Raw genomic sequence first — 17120 nt, 5'->3', positions numbered from 1 at the left:
GCGTATCCTTGCCTTACAATCCGAAATCAACTCACTGCTACTCGTTGCTCTGATGGGTTTCGAGGTATTTCAGCGCATCGGCGACCGTCTGGATCTTCTCCGCCTCTTCGTCGGGGATCTCGACGCCGAATTCTTCCTCAATCGACATAATCAGCTCAACTAAATCGAGCGAGTCTGCATTCAGATCCTTCGTAAACGACGCGCTCGGCACCACTTGCGCCTCATCAACGCCGAGCTGATCCACGATAATCTTGCGCAGGCGCTCCTCCATCTCAGGCGAAGCCATACTGGTTGTGTTCCTTCCTTTCAAAGACGGCTATTCCCCATCGTCGCGCTCGGCAAGGTAGCGAATAACTACCGTGCCGAGCACGCCGTTTACAAACCGGCTGGAATTATCACTGCCGAACTGTTTGGCCAGTTCGACCGCCTCATTAATCACTGCCTTCATCGGCGTCCGCTCAATATCATCAATGAGCAGCTCAAACAGAGCGATCCGCAGCACCGCCTTATCAACGCCGGGCATCTGAGCAACCGGCCAGTTCGGTGCCGCTTCTTCGATAATCCGGTCGAGATACGAACGGTGCTCCCATGCGCCAAAGACGAGGCGGCGCAAGAACTCGGCGCTCTCAGGCGGCATTGGTTCATCGGCAAGCCGGCGTTCGAGCACCTGATCAATCGCGTGATCGGTTTCATCAACTTCAAACAGGATCTGCAAGGCTGCGATCCGCACTCGATGCCGCTGACTGGCCAATCTCGCCCTCCCCATACGCATCCCGCCACTGGCCTATGCCGGATTGAGTGACTCCTTCCACTGGCGCAGCAGTTCGGCCACATATCCAGTGTGAATCCGTCCCGCCCGGAAATCCGGATCATCGATCAACGCCAATTGGAACGGGATGGTTGTTTTGATCCCAGTAATCACACACTCATTGAGTGCTCGCCGCATCCGGTTCAGAGCTTCATCGCGAGTATCGCCGAACGTAATAATTTTTGCCAGCAACGAGTCATAGTTACCGGGAGGCGCGTACCCTGAGTAGAGGTGCGAATCAACTCGCACTCCGGGGCCGCCGGGTGGTAGATAAAATTCCACTTCGCCGCTGGCCGGCAAAAAGTCACGCTCCGGATCCTCGGCGTTAATCCGGCACTCAATCGCGTGCCGCGCTATTGTAATGTCTTCCTGCCGCAGCGTCAAGCGTTCGCCACTGGCGATCAGCAACTGCCAGCGCACCAAATCGACGCCAGTCACCTGTTCGGTCACCGGGTGCTCGACTTGGATGCGCGTGTTCATCTCGATGAAATAGTAATTCCCCTGCTCATCGAGCAGAAATTCGAGCGTGCCGGCATTGACATAACCAATTGACTGGATACCGCGCACCGCATCGGCGCCCATACGGGCGCGCAATTCTGGCGTAACAACCGGCGATGGCGCTTCCTCAACGATCTTTTGGTGGCGGCGTTGGGCCGAACAGTCGCGTTCGCCGAGGTGGATCGCGTGGCCGTACTGGTCAGCCAGCACCTGAATCTCGACGTGGCGCACGCGGGTGAGGTACTTTTCCAGCAGCAGCGCGCCGTTGCCGAAGGCAGCCTCGGCTTCAGCGCGAGCGGTGGGGTAGGCACGTTGCAAATCGGCTTCATCATACGCCACGCGCATACCGCGCCCACCACCACCACCAGACGGCTTGAGTAATACCGGATAGCCGATCTGGCGGGCAATATCGATCGCCTCTTCGAATGAACGAATCTCGCCATCGGAGCCGGGGACGGTAGGCACTCCCGCTTTGCGCATCGTCTCCCGACCAATCGCTTTGTCACCCATCAAGCGGATCGGCTCAGGCGGCGGTCCGATGAAGATCAGATTGCAGTCAGCGCACATCTCAGCAAAATACGGGTTTTCCGAGAGAAAGCCGTAACCGGGATGCACTGCATCACAGCCTGAGATTAGCGCCGCACTAATCAACGCTGGCGCGTTGAGGTACGATTTCGCCGGTGGCGGTGGCCCGATACAAACTGCTTCATCTGCCAGTCGTACTGCCAACGAATCACGGTCGGCAGTACTGTACGCCGCAACGGTACGAATACCCAACTCCTGACAAGCCCGAATGATACGCACGGCAATTTCGCCGCGGTTAGCCACTAACACTTTGCGAATCATCAGGACATCACCATCCCGCCGTCGATTGTCAGCGTTTGCCCGCTGATATATGCGCCGGCATCAGAGGCCAGAAAACAGATTAATCCCGCCACTTCAGCCGGCTGGCCGAACCGGCCGAGGGGGATCGTTGCCAAAATGGCTTTGCGCGTCTCTTCGTTGAGGGCATCGGTCATCTCAGTCTCGATAAAGCCGGGAGCAATTGCATTGACGGTAATACCACGGCTTGCCATCTCGCGCGCAGTCGATTTAGTAAAGCCGATGATTCCCGCCTTGGCCGCAGCGTAGTTCGCTTGGCCGGCATTGCCAATCAACCCAATCACCGAGGTGATATTGATAATCCGGCCGAAGCGCTGCTTGGTCATCGGGCGCAGCACCGCGCGAGTACAGAGAAAGGCACCGCGCAGATTGGTTGCGATCACCTCATCGAAATCGCTCTCCTTCATTCGCAAGAGCAGATTGTCGCGGGTGATGCCGGCATTGTTGACCAGAATATCGATCCGACCAAACTGTTCCAATGTTGTTTTCACCAAATGCTCGACATCAGCCGGTTGGCTCACATCACCCTGCACGGTTATCGCTTTGCCGCCGGCAGCAGTGATAGCCGCCACGGTTGCCGCGGCCGCCGCAGCATTGCCACGGTAATTGACCACGACCGTCGCCCCGCTGGCTGCCAACCGTTCGGCGGTAGCGCGGCCAATCCCGCGGCTGCCGCCGGTGACAATCGCAACCCGCCCGCTCAGATCAAGCAGCATGCTCTTTTACCCCTCTGCCATTGCAAACAATGTCGCCCCATCAATAATGAGTACATTGCGTCGCCCGCTGGCCGCCTTGACGGTATCGGGCGTGAACTCAGTTGACGTAATGACCAACCCTTTCGGAATGCCCATCCGCTTCATATCTTGCAACAGGCTTTCAAGCGTACCGGGCCGCACCTTATCGGCAACCGACAGCCGGAGTAGATATGTAACACCTTCGTAGGTCAGTTCGAGATCAAGGTGCTTATCCTTGTCGATAAAGCGATAATCTTTGAACTCAAACCCCTTCTTGCGAAAGAGATTAAGGACATACGAGCCAAACTGGGGCAGCGACAACCCTTGCAAGTCTTCGAGCGTGCGCACCACGTTGGGGCGTTCGAGGCGGCCACCACGCTCGGCGATCTCCTTCTGCAACTGGCGGTTGCGTTCTTCGGCCCGGCCCGACATCACGGTGCCGAATGCAGGGAAGGGGATCAAAGCAAACGCCGAGAAGATAAAGTAGATCGTGATCAGATCTATCAACGTGGCCGGTGCTGCTGGTTGATCAGGATCGAGCTGAATCACCGGCATCGGGGCAATGCCGGCTTGACCAACCAACCCGTACCCGGCCATAATGGCCAGCCCAAAGAGAAATGTTACTACCCCGAGGGCAAGGCCATTGGCCAGATACTCGCCGCGCACCTTGCGGCCCAGATAGATGCCGGCCAGCACCGGCACCACCCCTGCGAGAATCTGCAAAATGTTGTTGGCCAAAAAGAGCGAACACCACGCAATGGCGGTAAGAAGGCCAACCAGTAGCACTTGTACCCATTCAATCGAGCGAAATGAATGGGCAAGGCGCTGGAGGAAAGACGGCTTCGCTGTTGGTTCTGACACCGGCTGCGGTGTCGTCTCGACGCTCATAGAATCCTCTACATTGTCAATTATGGACGGCCATTGCGATCGCCTTCGCGTTCCAATAATTCATCAACCGCTTCACGCAATTTGCCGATGTCGGTGAATGCGCGGTAGACCGAAGCGAACCGGATGTAGGCGACTTCATCAAGATCGCGTAACCGGCGCATGACCGCATCACCGATCACCTGCGAGCTAATCTCTTGTTCGTCGGTTGCCATGACCATCGCCTCGACATCGTTTACCAATTGTTCGATCGCGTTCGCCGATACGGGGCGGCGATAGCAGGCCGTACGCACACCGCGAGCGATCTTCTCGCGATCGTAGGGTTCGCGGGTGCCATCCTTTTTAACCACCATCAGACTCACCGATTCGATCCGCTCATAGGTGGTGAAGCGACGGCTACAGGCGCGGCACTTGCGCCGGCGCCGGATCACCTCGCCCTCGTAGAGTTTGCGCGTATCGATCACATCGGTCTCTGGAAAGTGGCAGAACGGGCACCGCATGAACGATGTCTACTCCTTCAAGTGTCTTTAACACGCATTATAGCACACGCTTATGCCGCCCTGATCTGCACCTCGCGTCCGAAACTACGGCGGAGGAGGCCACTGCGGCGAGTAGCCTCCCAAATTTCGACGTGGGCATCACCATCGGCAATGATATCAATCGTAATCGCTTCACCGATTTGCACCCGTACATCGCGCACTATCTGGCTCTTGCTGCGTTCAAGATACTCGGCCAACCGCAGCATTGCGCTGAGGCGGGCGATGCGCGTTTCATCATCCGGGGTGACAATCGCCGCATAGGGGGCCGGGCCACTCCAGCCTTTGCGGTGGTTGCGCACCAGACTGGCGATTATCACAATTTCGCGGTGGCTGAAACCAAGCAGCGTGGCGTTGTGAATCAGATACTCGCCGTGCTTGTGGTGGTCGTAGTAGCCGACACTCACGCCTACATCGTGCAAGATGGCGGCATACCCAAGCAATTCCCGTTCCCACGCGCCGTAGCCGTGCAAGGGGGCTAGTTGATCGAAGAGCGACTGGCTGAGGTGAGCGACACGGGCGCAGTGTTCGGGTTCATAGTGCGTGAGCCGGGCCAGATTAAGCACGCTAAACCGACGTGGATTGGCTAGGAGCGGTTGCGGCTGGTCGGCGAGAAAGTGTTGGTAGAAAATGCCTTCGCGCACGCCTTGGCCGCTGACCAGCAAGCTGGAGAAGCCGCCACGATCCATTAAGGTAGCGATGATGACCGCGCCGGCCAGCGTCACATCCACCCGCTCCTCTTTCATGCCCGGAATTTGGAGCCGTTCACGGCGCGGACGGCGGGCCAGTTCATCGATCATCCGCTCGAGCGCTTCACGGGTTAGTACATAGCCATGCACCCGTTCGAGCGGGTAGTTACGCTGCTTTTGGTCAATCCGGGCCAATTGGCGCACCGTGCCACCCATCCCGCCCAACTTGCCGTGGTGCAGGTCGGGCAACCAATCGAGCGGAGCAAAGGCGGCGCGGGCGGCTTCGCGCAGCCGGCGAAGGTCAGCGCGGCTAATGGGGTCGCTCTGCACAAATTGTTCGGTAAAGCGCACGACGCCGGCCTGTACCGAGAAACTGCGGGTGAGCGAACGATCGTAAACCGCCATGACCTGTGTCGAACCGCCGCCGGTATCGAAGAGAGCACCGGTTTGCAGCGGCAAGGCATTGATCGCGCCCAGATAGCCAAAGTAGGCTTCCTCCTCCGCCGAAATAATACGCAGATCGAGCGGCGTGGCCGCGCGCAGGGCGGCCCAAAACTCGGCTTGGTTGGCCGCCTCGCGGATGGCACTAGTACCGACCGCGATCACCTGATCAACACCGGTAGATAGGCAGAGGGAATAGAACATCCGCAGGGCTTCAACCGCCCGCCGGATTGGCACCGGCTGGAGCATGCGCGACGGGCCGATCCCCTCGGCGAGGCGCACGGTTTCGCTCACCTCATCAGTGAGCCGGAAGCTGTAGCCCGGCTCGTATGCCATCACAATCAGGCGTGTGGTGTTGGAACCGAGATCGATCACGCCGATTTTTTTCATAGTGGTAGTCCTAGCGGTTAGGCGAGGCTGTGAGTCGCTCGGAAAGACAGCTCTGCCATTCAACGCAACGGCACGTTGCGATTGCTGCATAAGGATTATGGAATGAGGCGGGGATGCTGTCAAATGACAACATAGGGACCACGACTCAGCAGCGCCTTCGGCGCGGCATGGGCGGGGGTGGGGCGGCGCCTAAGAGCTGCACCGCCGTGAGGCTCTCTATGTTACTTTGGACGGTACAATCAATGGTGTTGGGAATGATGCATGGCATGGTGCAGATTATGGCGCGCACGATCGCGTTGGCAATGCAAAAAGGCGGCGTCGGCAAGGCGACGACGGCGCTGAATCTAGGGGTCATGTTGGCGGCGCGCGGGCGACGGGTGCTGCTGGTTGATCTCGACCCGCAGGCTAACCTGACGCAAGGGCTTGGAGTTGACCCGGCGGGGTTGGAATACAGCGTCTACGAAGTCTTGCTCAACCCTGAACACGGGAGCGCTTTCGCTACTCGCACCCTCAGCGACGGGTTGGATCTCATTCCAGCCTCGCTCGATCTCGCCGGAGCCGAACTCGAATTGGCCGGGAGGGTAGGGCGCGAATTGCTCTTGCGCAAGGCCTTGCGCGCCGCCCAGAGTCAGTACGACTACATTCTGCTCGATCCGCCGCCGAGCCTCGGCTTGTTTGCGCTCAATGCGCTGGCCGCCGCCGAGATGGTGCTGGTGCCGCTGCAACTGCACGCTTACGCCTTGCGCGCCCTACCGCCGCTTGAAGCGACGATCGCGTTGGTGCGCGAGATTAATCCGCCGTTACGGATCGGCGGGATTGTCTGTACAATGGCTGACCGGCGCACCAACTTGAGCCAGCAGATCGAGCAGCAAGTGCGGGCACAATACGGCGATCTGGTCTTCAAGACGGTCATTCCTTTCAACATCCGGTTGGCTGAAGCGCCGGCAGCCGGCGCGTCGATTGCGACCTTTGCCCCACAGAGCGCTGGCGCGCAGGCGTATGCCGCCTTGGCAACCGAATTGGAGGAACAGTATGGCCGATGAAACAAACGAATCGATCCGGCGTGGACGCGGATTGCGCATCTCGGTGTCCTCTGCCGATCAAGCTGCTGAGTCTCCTCTGCCGGAACGTGATACGATTGTGCGCGGACACGGGCTACGGCTCTCAACAGCAGCAACCACCATGCAAATAGCAACGGTGCGTACCGTGAATGGCCCATTGCGTTATCGCCGTATCGGTGAAGGGCCACCATTGATAGCAGTGCATGGCGTTGGCGCATCCGGTCATTTGTGGCGTGATGTGTTGAACGGTCTGGCAGACATCCGTACCGGCTACGCTATCGATCTGCCCGGTTGCGGTGAGTCACCGGCGCGGAGTAGCGCTCCAACGTTAGCGATGCTGGCCGATGAGATCATTGCGTTCGCCAATGCACTAGGACTGCGTCGATTTGATCTGCTTGGTCACGCACTGGGTGCCGGTGTGGCAGCGATAGTCGCAGCAACTCATCCGGCACGGGTAAGTCAACTGATTCTCGTCAGCTTTGGTGTACGGCCTAGTACCCCTGATGCGCTCACTCTCGCCCTCACTCGCACCCCATTCGATGTCTTCCTCGGCCTTGCTCGTCCCCTGATCAATACGTGGACGGGCTGGGCAGTCGGGACTCCATTAACCAATCAGTTGATGGCGGCGTGGCTGCTGGCCGGGCCACCGGCTGATCCGGCATGCTGGGATGCGTATCTGTCCGACCATGCGCGTGCTGATAGCCGAATGTACGTTACAATGCAGACAATGCCTGCCGATCCGACACTGAAGCGCCGGTTGCAGGCGATCAAAGCCCCTACGTTGCTCATCAGCGGACAAGACGACCGGATCATCCGTCCTGCCGATGTGCAGGCAGCAGCAGGATTTATCGAATCGGCAAAAGTGGAATTGATCCCTGCTTGTGGTCATTTACCACCAATTGAGCATCCGGTTGAGTGTCAGCGGCTAGTACGCGAGATGATAATGGCGTGACCCCATCTCCCTTCTCCCCAGCAGGGATGTGCCGCGTGCTTGCGGGCGATTACTGCGATCACTGCACACCCGCGCAATGACAGACATCTCCACGTGGGGGAGAGGTCGGGGGTGGAGGCACCTCCGGCATCCAGCAGATTGACAGGAACGGGATCTATTCACCTCGTCTCCTCGCAGCCAGAGATTGCTGCGAGCGATCTGCGCCTGCACAATGACAGTAGCCCCATTCACCGACACGGAGGAGAAGCCGGGGTGGGGCCATTTCGCTCTGAATTGTTGAGAGGAATGCATTCCGCCTTACGGGAGAGTGGTCCCCTCTTCCCTATGAGAAGCGAGCTAGAGCCTGTTATGCACTTCGGAGATAAACGTGGGATGCGTTCAGCCTGACACACCAAGCCTATCCACGCGATGTGAGCCTTCATCGCTCTCTACCTAACCTTCATGACTGAAGACGCTCCGCAGCGCGACCACTCGCTGCGTGAGGTTGTGAATAGATGGCGTTGGAGCGTCCGCACGGGCGTAGCGACGTTGCAATGCAACGTCGCTCCAACGCGCATGCTGCCCACCGATCTGCCGCCGTGGCCCACCGACTCCCAGTAGAGACGGTGCATTGCACCGTCTCTACTCAGCGCACCGCACTCGTCCATGAATGGCGCGCGTTCGCCGGTTGGCACGCGATGATGAGCGGTTGTCAAAACCCTTGGCCGGAGTGCATGTGCCAGTGCGATCCTCATACGGAAGCGGTTCATTCCTGTTATGGTCGAACGTACATAACAGGCTCTAGGGGCAATGTGGTGCATTGCCCGCGCCGAGCAGCAATCCCCCGATAGCGCTATCGCGCTACCAACGGCACAAACAACCGGTGCGGGCCAATCAAGATAATCGTGTCACTATTGCGGTAGACGGTTGTGCCGTTTCGTATCTCAACGAAGACCGTGCGCTCGCCACCACCATCGAGTAGTGTCCAATTGTAGGCGGATTGATACGGCATCCACTCTGTCCAGTTGATGCTGTCATTGCTCAGCCGCATTTGTTGCGCCCAGCCGGTGCCATAGATGTAGAGGTTGACATTCGGTGTTGTCGTTACTGCTGCCTCGCCGTTGATCACAACCGGGTAGGTATTCCAGCGACAACCAAAGGTCTGCGACCAGAAGTGCTTATAGGTGGCCGCGCTCTGATAGGTGTAGCCGGCGCCCATCTCGCAGAGGCCGGCGCGCAGGATGTTGTCGCGATGACCAGCGCTACCCATCCAGCCATTCATAACCGCCTCTGACGTTGCATACCCCGCCGCCAGATTCTCGGCGGCCAGTGAATAGGTGTAACCGAAAGCGGGAAACCGCTGGCCGATATTGCGCCCGAGGCTATCAGTGTGCGATAGTGTGTTACGGCTGGCATTGTCTTGCGTAATCCAATCGGCGGCGGCTTGTAGGTTATCGTTGCGCTTGAGCGGTGGCAGGTTATGAGCCATCCGGATCTGGTTGGTCAATTCGATTATTTGTTGGCGAACGTCGGTTTGCGCCGCAAGCGGCGGCGCCGGCGCCGCTATGGTTGCGCACCCTAGGCTGAGGAGAAGCAGAAGGGCAACTGTGTATTGAGCACGCATACGATCCTCGCGCGACTGAGTTGTGCTAGATCTGTGTAATGTAGTGTAATGGGAACCCCCTGTTCTCACCAGAGAGAAATCAGTCCTACTCTCTTCATCTCGACCGGCGCAGCCGCTCTATCTGCCAATGCCACACAATAGATAGATGCCTTGTCACCGCTCGACAGCCAAACATCTTCGATCACGCTGTCTTTTTGATAATTGCCAGCGGTATTGTATCATTAGCTTACCATCCCCCTTGTCCCATTTCAACAATCGCATCATGAACCTTTTCTTGTATCCGTTACAGGACAACGCAGCTTCATGACGCTGTTTTTAGCTAGAACAATCACTACCATGCTGATGTAACTGCCACCGACCAGATACGTCTCGCCATCACAGTTTCCACCATCCACCAGTTAGAAAGGCTTGCTCACAACAATGAAACTGCTCAAAAACGTCTATGGAGTTGTGGGTGTGATCATCTTTGTCTTTATCTTTGCAATGGGGATCTGGCTCGAATTTGGCTGGCGTGATTCGCTGCTGGCGGCAGCAGCTTTGACGGTGGTCGGGTTGGTATTGGAGTGGCTGCGGAATACGTTTGGGTTGCATCTCTAAATGAATCACGATGGCAACCGGAAGCGGGCCACTGATTTGGCAGCCCGCTTTCATCTTCATTCATCAACCGGCCATATCAGCGGAACATTAGCAGTCGCAAGCCGTTGAGCACCACGATGATCGTACTGCCTTCGTGCCCGACCACGCCAAGCGGCAATGGTACGCCGATAGTCAAGGTAGTCAACACCAGCACCACCACTACCGCCAGCGCGAAGGTGATATTTTGCCACACCACGCGCTGAGTGTGGCGGCTGAGGCGCAGCGCATAGGTAATCGCGCCTAAGTCATCGCGCATCAAGACCAGATCGGCGGTTTCAAGCGCAGCGTCGGTACCAGCAGCTCCCATTGCAATACCTACTGTTGCCGCCGCCAACGCCGGCGCGTCGTTCACGCCGTCACCCACCATTGCCACTGCCCCGTAGCGCTGGCGCAATTGCTCGACAATGCGCAACTTGTCGGCGGGCAATAAGCCGGCATGCACTTCATCAATCCCTAATCGGCGCGCCATCGCTTCAGCCACCTGCGGGTTATCGCCGGTCAGCATCACGATCCGCTCGATGCCGGCAGCGCGCAACTCGCCAATGCGTTGGGCCGCGTCGGGCCGCTCGCGATCCATCACTGCTACCAATCCTAACCACTGCTGGCCGCGCCGGGCCAGCAGTACGGTGCCTCGGCCTTGCGCCATCAACTCATCGGCGCGGGCCAACAACTCTGGTGGTACGGTCATGCCGGCTTCGGCAAATAGGCGCGGCGAACCGACTAGCGTCTCGACCCCGTCCCACGTTGCCCGCACCCCCATACCAGTGACGGCAGTGAACTGATCGGGGGGGGCGACCGTCATCCCGCGCTCTTCGGCGGCGTGCAAAATCGCGCGTGCAATTGGGTGCTCTGACGGCTGCTCGGCGCGGGCCACGATCGTCAAGAGGTCAAGCTCATTTATACCCTCTGTCGGCACCAGATCGGTGAGGGTCGGTTTGCCAAACGTGAGTGTGCCGGTTTTGTCAAATGCGATCACCCGCACGTTGCTCAGCTCTTCTAGATGCACGCCCCCCTTAAACAGCACCCCACGCCGCGCCCCAGCCGCAATCGCGCTCAGCAGCGAAGCCGGCACGCTGATGACCAGCGCGCATGGCGAAGCAACCGTGAGCAACACCATGCCGCGGTAGAAGGTATCGGCGAATGGCGCGCTGGTCAACACCGGCGTAGCGAGAATGAAGAGCGCTACTGCCACAATCACGCCAATCGCGTAGCGCTGCTCGAAATATTCGAGGAAGCTTTGCGACCGCGCCTTGCGCGCTTGCGCTTCGCTCACCATCGTAATGATGCGGGCCAAGGTGCTCTCGCTGGCCGGCTTGGTTACCCGCACCTCGAGCGCGCCGGTCTGGTTGAGCGTACCGGCCAGCACCGCCATGCCCGGCCCCCTCTGCACCGGCATTGACTCGCCGGTCAGCGCCGATTCGTCAAATGTGCCGTTGCCTCGCTCGATCACACCGTCGAGCGGCACCCGGTCGCCGGGACGAAGCAGCACCACATCACCCACTTGCACCGCCTCCACCGGCAAATCGAGTTCGCGCCCGTCACGGCGCACAGTCACCGTATCGGGACGCAATTTCATGAGCGCGGTAATCGCCTGCTCGGTGCGCCGCATCGCATACGCTTGCAAGACGTTGCTCAGCGAAAAGAGGAAGAGCAAAATCGCGCCCTCGGTAAAATCGCCGAGGTAGCCTGCCCCTAACGCGGCCAGTACCATCAGCAGATCGACCTCGATCGACCAGTGGCGTAGCGACGCGATAATGGTGCGCACGGCGTAGAAGCCACCAAAAAAGTAGGTAGCAAGATGGACGGCTAGCATTATTGACTCTGGTGCGCCAGCTCCTTCCAACATTAGACCGACGATAATACCAACCAGAGTCAAAGCAACGAAGGCCGGTTCGAGGATCTCGTCGTTGAGCAGCAACGTCAGGCGCTGCCGGGGTGCTGTGTTAGAAATGGTGGTCATGACAATCTCCTCTCCGCCACCGGGTTGTATTGCCGAGTTACGAATGCAATACCTGCCGATCTTCGGGATCGAGGCGGGCCAGTAGATCATCGCCAAGGCGAGCAAAAATCCGCTGGGCGAACAGTTCCATCCAGATAAATTGGCGCGCGATCAAGACCATATTGCGGTTGGTAGTGACGGTAGCCGTCGTCGCCACATGGCCGGAAGCGATCAGAAACTCGCGTTCATCAGCCACAACGATCAACGTCTCGACCATCCCATGCAACTCGGTCTCACGTTTGGGATGGCGCACTACCTGCCCAAACGAGAAAGGCGCTTCACCGGTAAGGATGACGCCGAGCGCGACACCACGCGTGTGAGCAGCAGCAAGCGCCGGATAGAGCGCCGTGACGTCAGCATCAGTTAACACCAGCATCAACTCATGCTCGGCGCCTTCGATCAGATCACGTGCCGCTGCCAACGCTTCGCGCCTTCCGCTAAAATTCCACAGTCGGTCGCTCTCCTCGTGGCGGAAGAGCGGCATCAACTGGCTGCGCAATGCTTCAGCCCGCTCACGTGCTTCGCGCTCGTAGCGATCAAGCAGAATCGCCGGCGAGATCGGGCGGTACAAGGTCGCCTTCTCTTCAACCGATTTCAGCACTGCGCCGCGCGCCTCCAGCCGCCCTAACGCCTCGTAGACCATCGACCGCGGTACACCAGACAGCTTGCTGATCTGGTAGCCGGTAGCCGGATACTCGGTCAGCAAAGCGAGATAAACCCGCGCTTCGTACTCGGTTAGCCCCAGCGCCGTAAGTTGTTCGAGTAAGTTCGTCTCTACCATAGTTGTTCATTTCCGAACTACTAAAAGTGTACCACTCGGCACGAATTTCGTCAAGAGGATCTTTGCAAACGCTGTTCACCACCCGCAGACAAAGCGGTGGTGCAGTGCGCCGAAGAAGGTGATCGGCTGGGTTTGGGCAAAGCGTTCCGGCAACCGCCGCGATGAAGACGGTTGGCCATGCAACGCCTCAGTTAGAAATGCGCGCAACAACTGCCATGCCTCGCCGGGAGCGCCGCCAGCGTTGATCGCTTCCATGCCGCCGACGAAAGCATGCGGCTGGCCGGGGAAGACGGTAAAGCGGGTGTCAACGCCTGCCGCTGTCAGATTACGCTCAAGCTGTTCGACCTCGCTCAGCGGGATCGAGGCATCGGCTCCGCCGAAGATGCCCAGCACCGGGCCGCGGATCTGGCGTAGCGCCTCAGGAGCAACGTCGGCCATGCCGTAAAAGATGCCGGTCGCCGCTACCGCCGGGTTGTGCAGGGTGTAGAGCAGCGACGTGCGGCCACCGTAACAAAAACCCATCACCGCAATCCGATCGGCCAGCACATCGGGCCGCGCTGTTAGCCACGCGAAGACGGCGTCTAAATCGGCTTGTACTTGTTCAGGAGGTGTGGTTGAAACCTGATAGATCGCGCGCGGGATCCACGTCGTGCTGGCGCCGCGGAAGGTGTCGGGGGCAATAACTACGTAGCCATCAGCGGCGAGCGCGGTCGCCTTTTCGATGATGTCAGGTCGTAATCCCCACCATTCATGGATCATAATGACCGCAGGATGCGGGCCGGGGGTGGTTGGCTCGGCGACAAAGGCCCGGATCGGGCCGGCGGGGCCGGGAATGACAGTATTGGTCAACGCCTCAACTCGTCCTGCTCCAATCAGCGCGTCCAGTGGAATGCTCAATGCTAAACCTGCGACCACCACCACGATTACTCCTACGATCCATCCCAGCACCCGGCTCAATCGTCGCATGCGACACCTCAATACTATGCTTCTCGCGCAGCCAAGCGTACCGCAGCGGAATGTAGCAGTTCACACAAACACTCTCTGCGTCCCTCGGCGACCTCTGTGGTAGACTCTTTGTCTCGTTGACAGCTCGCCGGCAATCGAGTATACTTTAGGCCGGAACGACTCCGTAGCTCAATTGGATAGAGCGTCAGCCTCCGGAGCTGAAGGTTGGTGGTTCGAGCCCACTCGGAGTCGCCAAACACGAGACCCGCCCTCAAGGGCGGGTTGCTTTATTTCTTGACAAACGCAACGGTGGTCGTAGGCCAAGGCGTCGCTCTGGCCCCAACCACTGCTCACAACGTTCCGGTTAAGATCACCTCAACCTCACCCGACGCCGCGTCGGTCGCCGGCTCGACCGTCACCATCACCTCGGTAAAGGCATTGACTTCGCGCGGCGCATTGACAATGAGCGTGGCTAACCCAGCCGCATCGACTTGGAAAGTGCCGGCGGCAATCCGCTGCACGCCATCGCTCAGCCAGAAGCGGTAGACTCGATCGGCCTGCAACGGCGGCAACCCGCTAAAGACGACCACGGCTTGCGACTCGCCGGGATACATATACATTTCTCCCCGCGCCGCGAGATTGGCCTTTGTCGGGCGCAGCTCACGGGTCGCCACACCGGGAGCGCTGACAAACGACACCAACAGCCGCTCGTGGGCAAGCTGCTCATTCAGGCGTGCAATCTGCTGCTCGGAGCGGGTCAACTGGGCAGCCAACTGGGCCTGCTGCGCTTCATTAGTAGCCACTGCTTGGCGCAAATCGTTGACCGCCGCCGCCAGTTGCTGGTTCGTCTCAGCGAGGGTCGCCACCTGCCCCTGTAGGGATACGGTCAAGCCGCCGAGAAAGAGTACCATCACTGCCAATATGGTGACCATCGCCGGCGCTAGCCAACCGGTGCGGCGCGATGAAGCAGGGCGGGCAACCGGCGCGCGCTGCGCTTGATCGGCGGCAATCCGCTCCATTAGGCGCGCGCGCACGTGGGCTGGCGGCGTAGCCGGCGCTGCCGCATACGGCAACAGGGCGACCGTTTCGCGCAACTGTTGCAATTCGGCACGCGCAGTGGGCGAAGTGTTCAGAAGCTGCTCGAGCGCCGCCAGATCGGCAGGATCAAGACTGCCCAACGCTGCGGCAGCGAGCAGTGATTGTTCGTTTTCGCGATCATAGTCGTGCATTGCCGGCTACTTTTCTAGTGGTCGTGCGGGTCTATGCCGTAGTGAAGCAATGCTTGCTTCAATTTCTGTAATCCAAGCCGGATCCGGGTTTTGATTGTTCCCAGCGGGCTTTGGAGATGATCGGCGATTTCGCGCTGCGATAGCCCGCCAAAATACGCCAGTTCAATCACTTCGCGCTGATCAGCCGGTAAATCGGCCAACGCATCAGTTATCAATCGGCGCCGTTCGGTTTCAATCGTCGCTTGTTCAACATTCTGCTGCTGATCAGGCAGTGATGATAACAGATCGTCGTCACTGCCAGCCGCCATTGGCCGTGCCTGCCGCCGCCGTAATTCGTCAATGCAGAGATTGCGCGTAATCCCGAACATCCACGGTAAAAAGGCGCTATTGGCTTGAAAGGTCGCCGAGCGCTTCCAAATCCGCCAGAACGTCTCTTGCACAACCTCTTCCGCCGGCTCCGCCGCACCGAGCATCCTCAGAGCAAGACCGTACACTACTCGCGAGTGCCGATCGTACAGTTGTGCTAACGCTGCGCTGTTGCCAGCCGCGACTAATTCCATTAATGCTTCATCGCTTAACTGGGCCAAACGGGCCGTATCGTGCGGTTGGACCACAGCCAACCCCTTATAAGATATACGCTCATCGCCCCGAATTGGATGCCTCTCAATCCGGTGATGTGCGAAGATTCCACGCATCTATTATACACGGCGCAAACGCTTTTCGGAAAACAGCGCCTTACCGCTCGTCACCCGTGCGTTTTTATCCTAAATGTGGTACAGTTATATTGAATTGAGCCATATGTTTGACAGCCGTACTGAATATGTTATGGTTCAGGTTGTGGCGAATATCACAAGGTGATAATACATCACCTGTCTCTCTGGCAAGGCGCGCCACAATCGCCGGATCGTCGTCGCCTCCGGCGCCAGACCGGCTCGGCGATCCTAGGAAGGAACAGCCGCATGGCCGGCTACCAACCGCAACTCAATCCGTCGGGATCAGTTTCGTTGCCCGAGGCTCGCATACCAACAACAAATAACCACCACAGCGCCGGCGAATTGCCACCGCAAACTGCTGGCGGCTTGGCCGGCATCTTTCACCGCGCCAATATTTTGGCTGATCTTGGCGCGATCGAACAACGGCTCCTCGAGCGCACCCATTCGCGCGTGGCGGTGATCAGCGCTGCCGGCGCGCACACGGTGCGTTCCGGCGGTAAGCGGCTGCGTGCCGCACTCGCTGTGCTGGCTGCTCGCCTCGGCCACTATCACCTTGACCGCGTGCTGCACCCGGCAGCCGCCGCCGAATTGATTCACGCCGCGTCGCTCGTGCATGACGATTTGGTCGATCAGGCGAACCGCCGCCGGGGCCAGATCACTGTCCATGCCCGCTGGGATAACGACGTGGCGTTGATGGTCGGCGACTACTTCTTTGCCCTCGCCGCCGCCGAGATGGCGCTTAGCCCCGACCCACGCATTATCACCTTTTACGCCGAAGCGGTGCAAACTATTTGCGAGGGTGAGTTGAGCCCGGTAACAGTTGTCGAGCCGTTCGACCGCGCCCTGCGCCAGTATCTCTACAAGACCGGCGCCAAGACGGCAGTACTGTTTGAAGCAGCTTGCAAGGCCGGGATGGTGGCCGGCGGCGGCAGCGATGAGCAGATCGCGGCCATAGGCCGTTATGGCTATGATCTTGGGATGGCGTTCCAGATCGTCGATGACGTGCTCGACTTTATCGGCGATGAGCGGACGCTCGGCAAGCCAGCCGGCAACGATTTGCGCCAAGGCACGATTACGCTCCCGCTTATTTATGCCACTGCTGCTTCGCCAAGCCCGTTACTGCGCGATGTGTTAACCCAAACAACACCGGCAGATGCACTGGTCGCCGAAGTTATCCGTGAGGTTATTGCCGTTGGAGGTGTCACCGCTGCTCAAACTGAGGCCGAGCGCTACATCGAGCAGGCAATCGCCCATCTCAATATTTTCCCGCCGAGTCCGGCACGGCAGGCCCTCATTGACATTGCCCATTTTGTGATCGAACGCACCGTGTAGAGGCAC

At 58.8% G+C, this 17120-nt stretch carries 17 protein-coding genes, 1 tRNA gene and 1 pseudogene; 6 read left to right on the top strand and 13 right to left on the bottom strand.

What is annotated here, in order from left to right; translation table 11 throughout:
* Positions 1–37: 37 nt before the first annotated feature.
* Genes Q1A59_RS01215 through Q1A59_RS01185 form a run of 7 tightly spaced genes read right to left on the bottom strand, consistent with a single transcriptional unit; the run spans position 38 to position 5863 of the window.
* On the bottom strand, positions 38–286 hold the full coding sequence (locus tag Q1A59_RS01215) for an acyl carrier protein (protein ID WP_066785478.1): 249 nt from the start codon (positions 284–286) through the stop codon (positions 38–40).
* 30 nt (positions 287–316) lie between these two features.
* Positions 317–766, bottom strand: a complete 450-nt coding sequence (gene nusB / locus Q1A59_RS01210; RefSeq protein WP_298405984.1) for a transcription antitermination factor NusB — start codon at positions 764–766, stop codon at positions 317–319.
* 18 nt (positions 767–784) lie between these two features.
* On the bottom strand, positions 785–2152 hold the full coding sequence (gene accC / locus Q1A59_RS01205; protein ID WP_298405983.1) for an acetyl-CoA carboxylase biotin carboxylase subunit: 1368 nt from the start codon (positions 2150–2152) through the stop codon (positions 785–787).
* Entirely contained in the window at positions 2152–2904 is a 753-nt protein-coding gene (gene fabG / locus Q1A59_RS01200) for a 3-oxoacyl-[acyl-carrier-protein] reductase (protein ID WP_298405981.1), read from the bottom strand. The genes accC and fabG overlap by 1 nt, the downstream gene beginning before the upstream one ends.
* 6 nt (positions 2905–2910) lie before the next feature.
* The gene (locus Q1A59_RS01195) at positions 2911–3810 is read right to left on the bottom strand and encodes a restriction endonuclease (protein WP_298405980.1); all 900 of its coding nucleotides are present in this window, start codon (positions 3808–3810) and stop codon (positions 2911–2913) included.
* A gap of 20 nt (positions 3811–3830) precedes the next feature.
* Positions 3831–4307 carry a transcriptional regulator NrdR gene (nrdR, locus tag Q1A59_RS01190; protein ID WP_298405979.1) on the bottom strand — a complete coding sequence of 159 codons (477 nt, stop codon included), beginning with the start codon at positions 4305–4307 and terminating at the stop codon, positions 3831–3833.
* A 50-nt stretch (positions 4308–4357) separates the two neighbouring features.
* Positions 4358–5863: a Ppx/GppA phosphatase family protein gene (locus tag Q1A59_RS01185; RefSeq protein ID WP_298482796.1), complete on the bottom strand. Its 1506-nt coding sequence runs from the start codon at positions 5861–5863 to the stop codon at positions 4358–4360.
* A gap of 218 nt (positions 5864–6081) precedes the next feature.
* On the opposite strand from Q1A59_RS01185, the gene Q1A59_RS01180 reads away from it, so the two are divergent.
* From Q1A59_RS01180 to Q1A59_RS18110, 3 genes and pseudogenes are all read left to right on the top strand, one after another.
* Positions 6082–6906 carry a ParA family protein gene (locus Q1A59_RS01180; protein WP_299643471.1) on the top strand — a complete coding sequence of 275 codons (825 nt, stop codon included), beginning with the start codon at positions 6082–6084 and terminating at the stop codon, positions 6904–6906.
* Positions 6896–7876 (top strand): alpha/beta fold hydrolase, encoded by a 981-nt coding sequence (locus tag Q1A59_RS01175; protein ID WP_298405975.1) that lies wholly within the window; start codon positions 6896–6898, stop codon positions 7874–7876. The genes Q1A59_RS01180 and Q1A59_RS01175 overlap by 11 nt, the downstream gene beginning before the upstream one ends.
* 383 nt (positions 7877–8259) lie before the next feature.
* Positions 8260–8458: pseudogene (locus Q1A59_RS18110) on the top strand (transposase); the annotation flags it as partial.
* Positions 8459–8708: 250 nt separating this feature from the next.
* Here Q1A59_RS18110 and Q1A59_RS01170 read toward each other — a convergent pair.
* The gene (locus Q1A59_RS01170; protein ID WP_298401802.1) at positions 8709–9479 is read right to left on the bottom strand and encodes a CAP domain-containing protein; all 771 of its coding nucleotides are present in this window, start codon (positions 9477–9479) and stop codon (positions 8709–8711) included.
* Between the two features lie 456 nt (positions 9480–9935).
* Here Q1A59_RS01170 and Q1A59_RS01165 point away from each other — a divergent pair, with 456 nt between their 5' ends.
* A complete protein-coding gene (locus tag Q1A59_RS01165; protein ID WP_298401804.1) occupies positions 9936–10076 on the top strand; it encodes a hypothetical protein in 141 nt (46 codons plus the stop codon).
* 76 nt (positions 10077–10152) lie between these two features.
* Here the strand turns inward: Q1A59_RS01165 and Q1A59_RS01160 are convergent, their stop codons facing one another.
* The 3 genes from Q1A59_RS01160 to Q1A59_RS01150 form a co-directional block, all read right to left on the bottom strand.
* Positions 10153–12075, bottom strand: coding sequence for a heavy metal translocating P-type ATPase (locus Q1A59_RS01160; RefSeq protein ID WP_298401807.1), 1923 nt, complete (start codon positions 12073–12075; stop codon positions 10153–10155).
* Positions 12076–12112: 37 nt separating this feature from the next.
* Positions 12113–12895, bottom strand: a complete 783-nt coding sequence (locus tag Q1A59_RS01155) for a TrmB family transcriptional regulator (RefSeq protein WP_298401810.1) — start codon at positions 12893–12895, stop codon at positions 12113–12115.
* A gap of 75 nt (positions 12896–12970) precedes the next feature.
* On the bottom strand, positions 12971–13861 hold the full coding sequence (locus tag Q1A59_RS01150; protein WP_298401813.1) for a dienelactone hydrolase family protein: 891 nt from the start codon (positions 13859–13861) through the stop codon (positions 12971–12973).
* Between the two features lie 157 nt (positions 13862–14018).
* Here Q1A59_RS01150 and Q1A59_RS01145 point away from each other — a divergent pair.
* Positions 14019–14095, top strand: a tRNA-Arg gene (locus tag Q1A59_RS01145).
* 95 nt (positions 14096–14190) lie between these two features.
* Here the strand turns inward: Q1A59_RS01145 and Q1A59_RS01140 are convergent.
* Positions 14191–15069, bottom strand: a complete 879-nt coding sequence (locus Q1A59_RS01140) for an anti-sigma factor (RefSeq protein ID WP_298401816.1) — start codon at positions 15067–15069, stop codon at positions 14191–14193.
* 14 nt (positions 15070–15083) lie between these two features.
* Complete coding sequence (locus tag Q1A59_RS01135; protein WP_298401818.1) at positions 15084–15683, bottom strand: RNA polymerase sigma factor; 600 nt, start codon at positions 15681–15683, stop codon at positions 15084–15086.
* Positions 15684–16028: 345 nt separating this feature from the next.
* On the opposite strand from Q1A59_RS01135, the gene Q1A59_RS01130 reads away from it, so the two are divergent.
* Complete coding sequence (locus tag Q1A59_RS01130; RefSeq protein ID WP_298401821.1) at positions 16029–17114, top strand: polyprenyl synthetase family protein; 1086 nt, start codon at positions 16029–16031, stop codon at positions 17112–17114.
* Positions 17115–17120 lie beyond the last annotated feature (6 nt).

The sequence above is a fragment of the uncultured Chloroflexus sp. genome (assembly GCF_937951745.1).
In the GTDB taxonomy this organism is placed as follows: domain Bacteria; phylum Chloroflexota; class Chloroflexia; order Chloroflexales; family Chloroflexaceae; genus Chloroflexus.
This window is presented reverse-complemented; position numbering and strand designations above follow the sequence as displayed.